At 33.4% G+C, this 12860-nt stretch carries 14 protein-coding genes and 3 pseudogenes; 16 read left to right on the forward strand and 1 reads right to left on the reverse strand.

From position 1 onward, the window contains the following. Positions 1 to 47: 47 nt before the first annotated feature. The 16 genes and pseudogenes from ABZ559_RS02320 (at position 48) to ABZ559_RS02395 (ending at position 12257) form a co-directional block, all read left to right on the forward strand. Entirely contained in the window at positions 48 to 743 is a 696-nt protein-coding gene (locus ABZ559_RS02320; protein WP_367007155.1) for a helix-hairpin-helix domain-containing protein, read from the forward strand. Next, the gene (locus tag ABZ559_RS02325) at positions 736 to 2409 is read left to right on the forward strand and encodes a ComEC/Rec2 family competence protein (RefSeq protein ID WP_367007156.1); all 1674 of its coding nucleotides are present in this window, start codon (positions 736 to 738) and stop codon (positions 2407 to 2409) included. Before ABZ559_RS02320 ends, ABZ559_RS02325 begins: the two co-directional genes overlap by 8 nt. A gap of 270 nt (positions 2410 to 2679) precedes the next feature. Beyond that, positions 2680 to 2763: a 23S rRNA methyltransferase attenuation leader peptide gene (locus ABZ559_RS02330; protein ID WP_013641314.1), complete on the forward strand. Its 84-nt coding sequence runs from the start codon at positions 2680 to 2682 to the stop codon at positions 2761 to 2763. 124 nt (positions 2764 to 2887) lie between these two features. After that, the gene (gene erm(B) / locus ABZ559_RS02335; RefSeq protein ID WP_002321849.1) at positions 2888 to 3625 is read left to right on the forward strand and encodes a 23S rRNA (adenine(2058)-N(6))-methyltransferase Erm(B); all 738 of its coding nucleotides are present in this window, start codon (positions 2888 to 2890) and stop codon (positions 3623 to 3625) included. Positions 3626 to 3794: 169 nt separating this feature from the next. Further along, positions 3795 to 4016, forward strand: a pseudogene (locus tag ABZ559_RS02340) (topoisomerase DNA-binding C4 zinc finger domain-containing protein); the annotation flags it as partial. A gap of 26 nt (positions 4017 to 4042) precedes the next feature. Continuing rightward, a complete protein-coding gene (locus ABZ559_RS02345; RefSeq protein ID WP_024411463.1) occupies positions 4043 to 4681 on the forward strand; it encodes a Vat family streptogramin A O-acetyltransferase in 639 nt (212 codons plus the stop codon). Between the two features lie 198 nt (positions 4682 to 4879). Beyond that, a complete protein-coding gene (locus ABZ559_RS02350; RefSeq protein WP_024411462.1) occupies positions 4880 to 5374 on the forward strand; it encodes a nucleotidyltransferase family protein in 495 nt (164 codons plus the stop codon). Positions 5375 to 5739: 365 nt separating this feature from the next. Beyond that, complete coding sequence (locus ABZ559_RS02355; protein WP_024411461.1) at positions 5740 to 6618, forward strand: AraC family transcriptional regulator; 879 nt, start codon at positions 5740 to 5742, stop codon at positions 6616 to 6618. Between the two features lie 556 nt (positions 6619 to 7174). Beyond that, positions 7175 to 7312 (forward strand): hypothetical protein, encoded by a 138-nt coding sequence (locus ABZ559_RS02360; RefSeq protein ID WP_158531099.1) that lies wholly within the window; start codon positions 7175 to 7177, stop codon positions 7310 to 7312. A gap of 143 nt (positions 7313 to 7455) precedes the next feature. Continuing rightward, complete coding sequence (locus ABZ559_RS02365) at positions 7456 to 7701, forward strand: single-stranded DNA-binding protein (protein ID WP_000567889.1); 246 nt, start codon at positions 7456 to 7458, stop codon at positions 7699 to 7701. A 102-nt stretch (positions 7702 to 7803) separates the two neighbouring features. Next, entirely contained in the window at positions 7804 to 8673 is an 870-nt protein-coding gene (locus ABZ559_RS02370) for a nucleotidyltransferase domain-containing protein (protein ID WP_367007157.1), read from the forward strand. After that, positions 8654 to 9388, forward strand: a complete 735-nt coding sequence (locus ABZ559_RS02375; RefSeq protein WP_000662263.1) for a bifunctional 2-polyprenyl-6-hydroxyphenol methylase/3-demethylubiquinol 3-O-methyltransferase UbiG — start codon at positions 8654 to 8656, stop codon at positions 9386 to 9388. Before ABZ559_RS02370 ends, ABZ559_RS02375 begins: the two co-directional genes overlap by 20 nt. Positions 9389 to 9420: 32 nt before the next feature. After that, on the forward strand, positions 9421 to 10284 hold the full coding sequence (locus tag ABZ559_RS02380; protein WP_002294505.1) for an aminoglycoside nucleotidyltransferase ANT(6)-Ia: 864 nt from the start codon (positions 9421 to 9423) through the stop codon (positions 10282 to 10284). A gap of 43 nt (positions 10285 to 10327) precedes the next feature. Continuing rightward, a pseudogene (locus tag ABZ559_RS02385) lies at positions 10328 to 10450 on the forward strand (adenine phosphoribosyltransferase); the annotation flags it as partial. A 1-nt stretch (position 10451) separates the two neighbouring features. Next, positions 10452 to 10817: a GNAT family N-acetyltransferase gene (locus tag ABZ559_RS02390; protein ID WP_002303448.1), complete on the forward strand. Its 366-nt coding sequence runs from the start codon at positions 10452 to 10454 to the stop codon at positions 10815 to 10817. Next, complete coding sequence (locus tag ABZ559_RS02395; RefSeq protein WP_001028141.1) at positions 10818 to 12257, forward strand: bifunctional aminoglycoside N-acetyltransferase AAC(6')-Ie/aminoglycoside O-phosphotransferase APH(2'')-Ia; 1440 nt, start codon at positions 10818 to 10820, stop codon at positions 12255 to 12257. 129 nt (positions 12258 to 12386) lie between these two features. On the opposite strand, the pseudogene ABZ559_RS02400 reads toward ABZ559_RS02395, so the two are convergent. Next, positions 12387 to 12851, reverse strand: a pseudogene (locus ABZ559_RS02400) (transposase); the annotation flags it as partial. Positions 12852 to 12860 lie beyond the last annotated feature (9 nt).

Genomic DNA, 12860 nt, shown 5'->3' on the forward strand with positions numbered 1-12860 from the left:
CGTCAATTTTGGCGAGTTTTTTCGTATAGTAAAAGTGAGGTGATAATATGTTGAAAGATTATTTAGAAAAATGTCGTGATATTTTTGAAAAGAATAAACTGTGGTCAGTTCTAATAGGAGGGGGAGTTGTCTTGGGCTTAGGTCTTGTTGTGTGGACACAATTTCTTGCTCCAGTGCAACCAGTTTCAGCTGATTTAGCTTTACCTAGCAGTGCCCAAGGTACAATTTCTAAAAATTCTGAGAAATCAGTATCTACAAGTGAGCCAGAAACTTCTTCATCTAAGACTGATTTAGTTGTAGATGTCAAAGGTGCAGTCAATAAAGAGGGAGTTTATCGCTTGGCAGCAGATAGTCGTGTGACCGATGCCATTAAGGCAGCTGGTGGGCTGACGGCTCAAGCTGATAAGAAATCTATTAATCTTGCCCAGAAAATTAGTGATGAAGAGGTCATTTATGTTGCCAATCAGGGCGAGGATATTAGTGTGATCTCAACTCCTTCTCCAAGTTCAGCAACAACAAATGCGTCAGGTAGCAAAGAAGAGACGACAGAAAAAATCAATCTTAATACTGCTACATTGGCAGATTTACAAACTATTTCAGGAATTGGTCAGAAAAGAGCACAAGATATTATTGACTACCGTGACAACAATGGCGGTTTTAAGTCAGTAGATGACTTGACAAATGTTTCAGGAATTGGTGAAAAAACGCTTGAAAAACTGAAATCAGAGGTGAGTGTTGACTAATTACTTACCTATTAAGCCAATTCATTTGGCTTTTTTGCTAGTCTTACTTTATTTTCTTATTTTTTCATGGACAGTAGCGGGGCTAATTTTATTTATCTTTGCTCTCATTAATTTGTATCGACATTATGGGTCTAAGAAATTCTTTCAAACATTTGGTTGTTTGTTGGTTTTTGGTTTATATTTTGTGACACTGCACTTTAAACAAGAACAGGACTATGCAGCAGCGCCAGCCAGTCTGACTCAGATTGAACTGGTGCCTGATACCATTTCAATTAATGGTGATTTGTTATCTTTTGAGGGTAAATCTAATGGTAGGACCTATCAAGCTTTTTACCAATTCAAGTCGCAAGAGGAGCAAAGCTTTTTCCAAAAATTGGATAAAACTATAATTTTGACAGTTCAAGCGACAACCGAGGAAGCCACACCTCGACGTAACTTCAAGGGATTTGATTATCGGAGTTATCTCAAACGCAAAGGGATTTATCGCATAGTTAAAATCGAGACTATTACAAACATGCAACAAGCAATTAGACTATCTCTAACTGGCTATTTGCATGATTGGCGTAGAAAAGCCATTGTTCACATTCAGCAGAGTTTTCCTTCCCCTATGCAGCATTACATGACAGGCCTGCTTTTTGGATATTTGGATAAGTCTTTTGAAGAGATGGGCAATCTTTACTCTAGTCTTGGGATTATCCATCTTTTTGCCCTTTCTGGTATGCAGGTAGGTTTTTTTCTAGGTATTTTTCGCTTCCTTTTTTTGAGAATGGGCTGGCGCAAAGATTATGTAGATTGGCTACAAATTCCTTTTTCCATTTGTTATGCAGGGTTGACAGGTTTCTCTGTATCAGTTATCCGTAGTCTCATTCAAGCTAGTTTGACAAATTTAGAAATCAAACGTTTGGATAATCTTGCGCTGACGCTGATGATTATGTTCTTTTTCCTACCGCATTACCTTTTGACAACAGGTGGAGTGCTAAGTTTTTCCTATGCGTTTATCTTATCTCTGATTGATTTTGATGGGCTTAGTGAGTATCGTAAGAAACTTGCGGAGACTACTGCCATTACTTTTGGAATCTTACCTGTTTTAATTTTTTATTTTGCAACTTTTCAGCCCGCATCAATTGTGTTGACAGCTGTATTTTCTCTAGTCTTTGATGTTTTTATGTTGCCCGTCTTATCGGTGATATTTCTATTATCACCATTAGTAAAAATCAGTTTTGTTAATGGTATTTTTGAAGGATTGGAAAGAGTAGTGACATGGGTAGAACGATATTTCAATCACCCGTTAGTCTTTGGACAACCTGATTTAACTGTATTTTTATCCATGTTGATTGCCTTAGGATTTCTTTATGATGTTCTAAGGAGAAAAAAGTTGGTGCTACAACTTTGCTTACTTTTGCCTCTGCTATTTTTCATAAGCAAGAACCCACCGTGCAACGAGGTAACGGTGGTTGATATTGGTCAAGGCGATAGTATTTTTCTGCGGGACGTCACTGGAAAGACAGTGCTTATTGATGTGGGCGGGAAGGTCAGTTTTTCATCTCAAGAGAGCTGGCAGGAGCGACAATCAGATAGCAATGCAGAGCGTACGTTAATCCCTTATCTCAAAAGTAGAGGTGTTGATAAAATTGATCAGTTAGTGCTGACTCATACCGAAGTGTGAGTTCTGAAATTGATACAATACAATTTAACTTTTTTTTTGAAAAAAATTCCAAAATTTATTTTGCATTGCGAATATAATAAGTGAGAGCAAGTTGCTTACTTAATAATGATGAAGAGGAAAATTAGAATGACAACAATTTTTTTAACAAGAACAAGCTGCAGCAATTGTGGAAAACAAAGTACATTTGAAAGATTTGATAAAATTTTGTATAATAGGAATTGAAGTTAAATTAGATGCTAAAAATTTGTAATTAAGAAGGAGGGATTCGTCATGTTGGTATTCAAAATGCGTAATGTAGATAAAACATCTACTGTTTTGAAACAGACTAAAAACAGTGATTACGCAGATAAATAAATACGTTAGATTAATTCCTACCAGTGACTAATCTTATGACTTTTTAAACAGATAACTAAAATTACAAACAAATCATTTAACTTCTGTATTTATTTACAGATGTAATCACTTCAGGAGTGATTACATGAACAAAAATATAAAATATTCTCAAAACTTTTTAACGAGTGAAAAAGTACTCAACCAAATAATAAAACAATTGAATTTAAAAGAAACCGATACCGTTTACGAAATTGGAACAGGTAAAGGGCATTTAACGACGAAACTGGCTAAAATAAGTAAACAGGTAACGTCTATTGAATTAGACAGTCATCTATTCAACTTATCGTCAGAAAAATTAAAACTGAATACTCGTGTCACTTTAATTCACCAAGATATTCTACAGTTTCAATTCCCTAACAAACAGAGGTATAAAATTGTTGGGAATATTCCTTACCATTTAAGCACACAAATTATTAAAAAAGTGGTTTTTGAAAGCCATGCGTCTGACATCTATCTGATTGTTGAAGAAGGATTCTACAAGCGTACCTTGGATATTCACCGAACACTAGGGTTGCTCTTGCACACTCAAGTCTCGATTCAGCAATTGCTTAAGCTGCCAGCGGAATGCTTTCATCCTAAACCAAAAGTAAACAGCGTCTTAATAAAACTTACCCGCCATACCACAGATGTTCCAGATAAATATTGGAAGCTATATACGTACTTTGTTTCAAAATGGGTCAATCGAGAATATCGTCAACTGTTTACTAAAAATCAGTTTCATCAAGCAATGAAACACGCCAAAGTAAACAATTTAAGTACCGTTACTTATGAGCAAGTATTGTCTATTTTTAATAGTTATCTATTATTTAACGGGAGGAAATAATTCTATGAGTCGCTTTTTTAAATTTGGAAAGTTACACGTTACTAAAGGGAATGGAGATAAATTATTAGATATACTACTGACAGCTTCCAAGAAGCTAAAGAGGTCCCTAGCGCCTACGGGGAATTTGTATCGATAAGGGGTACAAATTCCCACTATGCGCTCGGGACCCCTTGTAGGAAAATGTCCTAAGTGTGGCAACAATATTGTATTAAAAAAATCGTTTTATGGTTGTTCAAATTATCCTGAATGTAAGTTTACTTTAGCTGAACATTTTAGAAAGAAAAAACTAACCAAAACGAATGTAAAAGAATTACTGGAGGGAAAAGAAACCCTGGTAAAAGGAATCAAAACGAAAGATAGAAAGTCCTACAATGCCAAGGTAATGAAGTAATTAAAGATTAAAGGAGCTAATATTTTATGATAGGACCAGATAAGAAAAAACTTTATCCAAATGAAAATATAAAGACGGTTTGTTTTATAAGCAATCTACCTAAAAGACCCAATGTGGAGATTGGGGAATATACCTATTATAGCGATAATAAAAAAACACCGGAGAAATTTTATGATAATATAGAGCACCATTACGAATTTCTAGGGGATAAACTTATAATAGGAAAGTTCTGTGCAATTGCAGAGGGTGTTAAGTTTATTATGAATGGTGCAAATCATAGAATGGATGGAATTACAACCTATCCCTTTAATATCTTTGGCCATGGATGGGAAAAGGTGACTCCTACAATTGAACAACTTCCTTTTAAGGGAGATACAGTGATTGGCAATGATGTATGGATAGGTCAAAATGTTACCATTATGCCGGGTATTAAAATTGGTGATGGTGCGATTATTGCCGCTAATTCAACAGTAGTGAAAAGTGTTGAGCCATATACAATATATGGTGGGAATCCAGCTAAGTTTATCAAAAAACGCTTTAGTGACGAAAAGATTGAATTCTTGCTAAAGCTACAATGGTGGAACTGGAGCGAAGAGGAAATATTTAATAATCTTGAAATGTTAACATCCAAAGCAGGGTTAGAGCAATTCATGAAAAATTCCTAGACTTGGGGCCTTTCTACCACGGCACAAAAGGGAACTTAAATCTAGGGGGTGCTGGAATCTCGATTTAGCTCTAATTATTGCGAGCTAAAGAAGGCAAGCTTCATCTTTAGCTTTGATTGGAACAATAGACATTATATTATTAGGAGAAATAGCTTTGAGATTTATCACTTATAGATTTAATTTGAACGGAGGGATTACATGGTAAGTAAAACTGATGCCATTGAGATAATAACATATGCTGAAGAAAATGATATTAACATTTGGATAGATGGTGGTTGGGGAGTAGATGCTCTATTAGAAGAAGAAACAAGAGTACACAACGATATTGATTTATTTGTGGAAGAAAGTAATGGTAAAAAGTTTATTGAAATATTAAAAGAATATGGCTTTGCTGAAGTTATCGAAGCATATACCACCACATCTCATACGGTTTATAAGGATAGTAAAGGTAGGATAATTGATCTTCATATATTTAAATTCAACGAACAAGGATACATTGTTTTTGAGGGAGAAGCATATCCTCCAGAAGTCTTTAGCGGCATTGGGAAAATAGGCGATAAAACGGTAAGATGTATCGATGCTGAAAATCAAGTGTTATTTCATCTGGGCTATGAGCATGATGAAAATGATATGCATGATGTAAAACTATTGTGCGAGAGATTTAATATTCCTGTACCGAGTGAATACAAGTAACTGACAAATTCCGATTTAATTAGAATTTAGAGGAGGAAAAGATACGGCACGTTCTATTAAAGATTCCCTTTCTGGATTTGGAAGTGAACTGTTGGAACGAATAAGAGAAGATAGCAATGCAAGGCTAGATGAAGCTGACTTTGAAGAAAGAGTCATTGGGATTTATGCCTTAGCGAAGCAAAGGAATTTTTGCAGCAAGAAAGATACACTGAAGAAAAGTAAAGGATTCCTGTTGTAAACATCCCAAAGATAAATTTAGTTTAACGATACTAATTACATGTAAGGGAATCGACAATACTGTGCACAGATTGTCGGATGGATAAATGCATCCTCTGATAATATTGATGATGAAAGGAGGTTGTTTGATGGATTCTTTAAGAAGTATGAATAATGCATTGGAGTATATTGAAGAGCACTTAACAGAGGAAATTGATTATATTGAAGTATCTAAAATCGCATATTGTTCAGAGTATCATTTCAAGCGGATGTTTTCTTTTTTAGCAGGCATAAGTTTATCAGAATATATTCGGAGAAGAAGACTGACGTTGGCTGCACTTGATTTGAAAGATAGGGATTTGAGAATAATTGATGTAGCCGTCAAATATGGCTATAATTCGGCTGATTCATTTTCCCGTGCTTTTCATTCTCTGCATGGCATTCTCCCTTCTGAGGCAAGGAGTGAGAATACACAATTAAAAGCTTATCCTCGAATGACCTTTCAATTATCAATTAAAGGAGGATGCGAAATGAACTATCGTATTGTTGAGAAAGGACCTTTTAAGTTAGTAGGATTTAAGAAGAGAGTTCCAATTATTTTTGAAGGTGTCAATCCAGAGATTGCAAAAATGACTGAACTTTTAACCATGGATGTTATTAATCAATTAAAAGCAATTTCAAATGTAGAACCTACAGGTATTATTAGTGCTTCCACTAATTTTTCAGAAGGTAGAATGGAAGAGAAAGGAGAATTAGATCATTACATCGGGGTAGCAACATCAAGTAATGAAACTGCAGATTTTGATGTATTAAAAATTGATGCTAGTACCTGGGCTGTATTTGAATCGATTGGACCATTTCCGGAAACACTTCAAAATGTGTGGGGTAGGATATACTCAGAGTGGTTTCCATCTTCAGGATACGAGGCGGTTGAAGGTCCTGAAATTTTATGGAATGAGAGTCCAGACACTGGAAATCCAAAGTATCGAAGCGAAATCTGGATTCCAGTAAAGAAAAAAGACTATTGATTACATTAATGTTTATTATTGAGGGCGCTCCTAGTAAGAGTGCCCTTTTCGTAAACGGTACGATTGGTGGATATGTTCCCGTCTACCGATAGTGCCAAAAACGCAGTGGATATGTTTCCGAGAACGGACACACTTATATGACATTCATTCTGTCCTCTCGAGCCACGTCGAGTGTGTTGCTCTGCTCGTAAAAGACTAGGAACCTTTGAACGAAAGGGATATTGAAAAGCCTTGATTGCAAGTCTTTTTGTATTGAGTGGGTAAGTATCAGAGTGAGTAATTTTTTGGAGGGAGTAGAAGTGATAGCTAGAAATTATCCAATTCTATTTCCATTTACCCTGTGGGTACGTATTTGTTTCCATTGACAAGGAGTTTTTGGGAATAGAAACGTACCCACCTCTATTATCGCCTGAATGGTCGATTGAAGTGTGAGTTCTGAAATTGATACAATACAACTTAACTTTTTTTGAAAAAAATTCCAAAATTTATTTTGCATTGCGAATATAATAAGTGAGAGCAAGTTGCTTACTTAATAATGATGAAGAGGAAAAGTAGAATGACAACAATTTTTTTAACAAAAACAAACTGCACTAATTGCGGAAAACAAAGTACTTTTGAAAGATTTGATACGGTATTTGATGATAAGCTCACTGTTGAATTTAAATCAGGTGTTGAAATAGATATTGAGATATAGGATATCAGAAATGGCGACCAATTGAGAGGTGTTACTTCCTTGATTGGTGGCTTTTCTTATTTACGGATTGACTTTGACTGTGAATATACGTATAATAATATCAACAATGTTGTTGATATTATTATTAATAAGGAGTGGACAACATGATTGATGTAAATGAGCTATTGGAAGAAGCTATTAGAGAAACTGAAAATCTAAATGATGGCGAAGTTTTTCTTGTTAAAGATTTATTCAAGGGATATGTGTGGAATAGGATACCCAGAAAGGATCGACTTCTGCTTGGAACGTTATTTTTAAACCATGTTAGCAAAATGAATGGTAATTTAAAGGCTATTGAAAAGACTTCATCTAATCAGCAGAGGTATAAAAAGACAATTGATAAGTTTTAACTATCTTTTGTGAAATTAAAAAAATTATAAATATGTTGAGTAGAAGCAAAAGATTTGGCTTGGAATTTTTACAGCAGTGAATCGATAAAAGGAGCATGCTTGATGGTAGATAATAATATTAAATCAGTAGCAGAGAAATTATCCTCTCTGTCTTATATAGAAGGTATTGTTTTAGGTGATTCACGTGCAAGGGGCACCCATACAGAGGATTCGGATATAGATATCGGCATCTATTACAATTCAGAATCATTTGACATAAATACTATTAATCAATTCGCTACAAAGCTGGATGATGAGCATAGAAATAACCTTGTTGTACCTCCCGGAGCATGGGGTGATTGGATTAATGGCGGCGGATGGTTAGTCATAAACGGGTATCATGTGGATTTAATTTTACGTGATATTAAACGTGTGGAACAAATAATGAAAGATACAGAGCACGGAATTGTTACTGCCAATTATCAGACTGGGCATCCCCATGGTTATATTAGTGCAATGTATCGAGGAGAATTAGCGATTAGCAAAATACTATATGCTAAGAATGAAAGCTTATGCGAATTAAAAAAACAGGCAGAAACTTATCCCAATGCTTTGCAGAAAAGTTTAGTTAACTTTTTTATGTTTGAAGCAGGGTTCTCTTTAATGTTTGTAAAAGCAAATTCGGGAACAGACGATAAATATTATATTGCGGGTCATGTTTTTCGTATAGTTTCATGTTTAAATCAAGTGTTATTTGCATGTAATAATGCTTATTGTATCAACGAAAAGAAAGCTATAAAACTGCTTGAAACTTTTGAACATAAACCTGAAAAATATACCGAGAAGGTAAATCATATTTTTGAAGTACTCGGTATCTCACTTTTTGAATGCTACGACATGACCGAGAAGCTTTATAATGAAGTGAATGAAATTGTATCGGAGATAAATAACTTTTTAAACGAGGAGAGTTCAGATGAAAGAAAACAAATATGATGATAATATATTTTTTCAAAAATACAGTCAAATGAGTCGCTCGCAGAAAGGACTGGCTGGTGCGGGAGAATGGGAGACTTTGAAAAAGATGCTACCTGATTTTAAGGGTAAGCGTGTGCTTGATTTAGGATGCGGCTATGGATGGCACTGTATATATGCGATGGAAAACGGTGCTTCCTCTGTAGTAGGTGTTGATATTTCTCATAAAATGCTCGAAGTAGCAAAAGGAAAAACCCATTTTCCACAGATTGAATATGAATGCTGTGCCATAGAAGATGTGGATTTCCCAGAGGAGAGCTTTGATGTAATACTAAGTTCGCTTGCGTTTCATTATGTAGCAGACTATGAGAATTTAATAAAAAAGATATATAGGATGCTGAAGGCTGGTGGCAATTTAGTTTTTACAGTTGAACATCCTGTTTTTACTGCTCATGGAACACAAGACTGGTATTATAACGAAAAAGGAGAAATACTGCATTTCCCGGTGGACAATTATTATTATGAGGGCAAACGGACAGCTATGTTTTTGGAAGAAAAGGTTACAAAATATCATAGAACACTGACCACATATCTAAATACACTGCTTTCAAATAGTTTTATAATAAATCAGATTGTGGAGCCACAGCCGCCAGAGAACATGATGGATATTCCGGGGATGGCGGATGAAATGCGACGCCCAATGATGCTGATTGTATCGGCAAAAAAGAAGATGTAATAATATAGAAAAAATAAACGAGGAGTATGTAAATGAGATCAGAAAAAGAAATGATGGATTTAGTACTTTCTTTAGCAGAACAGGATGAACGTATTCGAATTGTGACCCTTGAGGGGTCACGCGCAAATATTAATATACCTAAAGATGAATTTCAGGATTATGATATTACATATTTTGTAAGTGATATAGAACCGTTTATATCTAATGATGACTGGCTTAATCAATTTGGGAATATAATAATGATGCAAAAGCCGGAGGATATGGAATTATTCCCACCTGAAGAAAAGGGATTTTCCTATCTTATGCTATTTGATGATTACAATAAAATTGATCTTACCTTATTGCCCTTGGAAGAGTTAGATAATTACCTAAAGGGCGATAAATTAATAAAGGTTCTAATTGATAAAGATTGTAGAATTAAAAGGGACATAGTTCCGACTGATATAGATTATCATGTAAGAAAGCCAAGCGCAAGGGAGTATGATGATTGCTGCAATGAATTTTGGAATGTAACACCTTATGTTATTAAAGGATTGTGCCGCAAAGAGATACTGTTTGCAATCGATCATCTGAACCAGATTCTACGGTTTGAACTACTTAGGATGATGTCGTGGAAGGTTGGGATAAAGACAGAATTTTCATTAAGTGTTGGGAAAAATTATAAGTATATTAACAAATACATTGATGAAGATCTATGGAATAGATTATTATCTACATATCGCATGGATTCCTATGAAAATATTTGGAAGTCATTATTTATATGCCACCAATTGTTCAGGGAAGTGTCCAAAGAGGTAGCAGAACTACTGGGGTTTGATTATCCAGAGTATGGTAAGAACATAACAAGATATACCGAGGACATGTATAAAAAATATGTTGAAAATGACTATTTTTAAAGATTAGCAAAGATTATTAACCATAAGCAAGGGGTGTAAATGTATGGAAAGTACTGATGTTATAAATGAAATTAGAGGTATATTACCTCGTAACTCAATTGGAAAATATGATTTACTAACTATTTTTACACATAAAACCGTTTTTGATAAAATTGTAAAAGTACTATATGGTTTTTGATATTGATAATTTAAAAGGATTTCTTAATGATACCAGTTCATTTGGGTTTATAGCTAAAGAAAATAATAAAATTATAGGATTTGCATATTGCTATACACTTTTAAGACCTGATGGAAAAACAATGTTTTATTTACACTCAATAGGAATGTTACCTAACTATCAAGACAAAGGTTATGGTTCAAAATTATTATCTTTTATTAAGGAATATTCTAAAGAGATTGGTTGTTCTGAAATGTTTTTAATAACTGATAAAGGTAATCCTAGAGCTTGCCATGTATATGAAAAATTAGGTGGTAAAAATGATTATAAAGATGAAATAGTATATGTATATGATTATGAAAAAGGTGATAAATAAATGAATATAGTTGAAAATGAAATATGTATAAGAACTTTAATAGATGATGATTTTCCTTTGATGTTAAAATGGTTAACTGATGAAAGAGTATTAGAATTTTATGATGGTAGAGATAAAAAATATACATTAGAATCATTAAAAAAACATTATACAGAGCCTTGGGAAGATGAAGTTTTTAGAGTAATTATTGAATATAACAATGTTCCTATTGGATATGGACAAATATATAAAATGTATGATGAGTTATATACTGATTATCATTATCCAAAAACTGATGAGATAGTCTATGGTATGGATCAATTTATAGGAGAGCCAAATTATTGGAGTAAAGGAATTGGTACAAGATATATTAAATTGATTTTTGAATTTTTGAAAAAAGAAAGAAATGCTAATGCAGTTATTTTAGACCCTCATAAAAATAATCCAAGAGCAATAAGGGCATACCAAAAATCTGGTTTTAGAATTATTGAAGATTTGCCAGAACATGAATTACACGAGGGCAAAAAAGAAGATTGTTATTTAATGGAATATAGATATGATGATAATGCCACAAATGTTAAGGCAATGAAATATTTAATTGAGCATTACTTTGATAATTTCAAAGTAGATAGTATTGAAATAATCGGTAGTGGTTATGATAGTGTGGCATATTTAGTTAATAATGAATACATTTTTAAAACAAAATTTAGTACTAATAAGAAAAAAGGTTATGCAAAAGAAAAAGCAATATATAATTTTTTAAATACAAATTTAGAAACTAATGTAAAAATTCCTAATATTGAATATTCGTATATTAGTGATGAATTATCTATACTAGGTTATAAAGAAATTAAAGGAACTTTTTTAACACCAGAAATTTATTCTACTATGTCAGAAGAAGAACAAAATTTGTTAAAACGAGATATTGCCAGTTTTTTAAGACAAATGCACGGTTTAGATTATACAGATATTAGTGAATGTACTATTGATAATAAACAAAATGTATTAGAAGAGTATATATTGTTGCGTGAAACTATTTATAATGATTTAACTGATATAGAAAAAGATTATATAGAAAGTTTTATGGAAAGACTAAATGCAACAACAGTTTTTGAGGGTAAAAAGTGTTTATGCCATAATGATTTTAGTTGTAATCATCTATTGTTAGATGGCAATAATAGATTAACTGGAATAATTGATTTTGGAGATTCTGGAATTATAGATGAATATTGTGATTTTATATACTTACTTGAAGATAGTGAAGAAGAAATAGGAACAAATTTTGGAGAAGATATATTAAGAATGTATGGAAATATAGATATTGAGAAAGCAAAAGAATATCAAGATATAGTTGAAGAATATTATCCTATTGAAACTATTGTTTATGGAATTAAAAATATTAAACAGGAATTTATCGAAAATGGTAGAAAAGAAATTTATAAAAGGACTTATAAAGATTGATTATATAATATATGAAAAGCTATTATAAAAGACATTAGTATTAAATAGTTTAAAAAAATGAAAAATAATAAAGAAAGTGAGTCAAGTCCAGACTCCTGTGTAAAATGCTATACAATGTTTTTACCATTTCTACTTATCAAAATTGATGTATTTTCTTGAAGAATAAATCCATTCATCATGTAGGTCCATAAGAACGGCTCCAATTAAGCGATTGGCTGATGTTTGATTGGGGAAGATGCGAATAATCTTTTCTCTTCTGCGTACTTCTTGATTCAGTCGTTCAATTAGATTGGTACTCTTTAGTCGATTGTGGGAATTTCCTTGTACGGTATATTGAAAGGCGTCTTCGAATCCATCATCCAATGATGCGCAAGCTTTTGAATATTTTGGTTGATCGATATAATCATGAATCAATCGATTTTTAGCCTCACGCGCTAAGTTAATATCTGTGAACTTAAAAATTCCTTTAACAGCTTCTCTGAAAGATTTTGAATTTTTTTTAGGAATGGTGGTAAAGATATTTCTTAGGAAGTGAACTTGGCATCTTTGCCAACTTACGTTGGTGAAGGATTTTCTAATGGCAGAGACTAATCCGGTTCTGTT

The organism is Streptococcus sp. ZY19097, assembly GCF_040731245.1.
GTDB classification, from domain to species: domain Bacteria; phylum Bacillota; class Bacilli; order Lactobacillales; family Streptococcaceae; genus Streptococcus; species Streptococcus orisratti.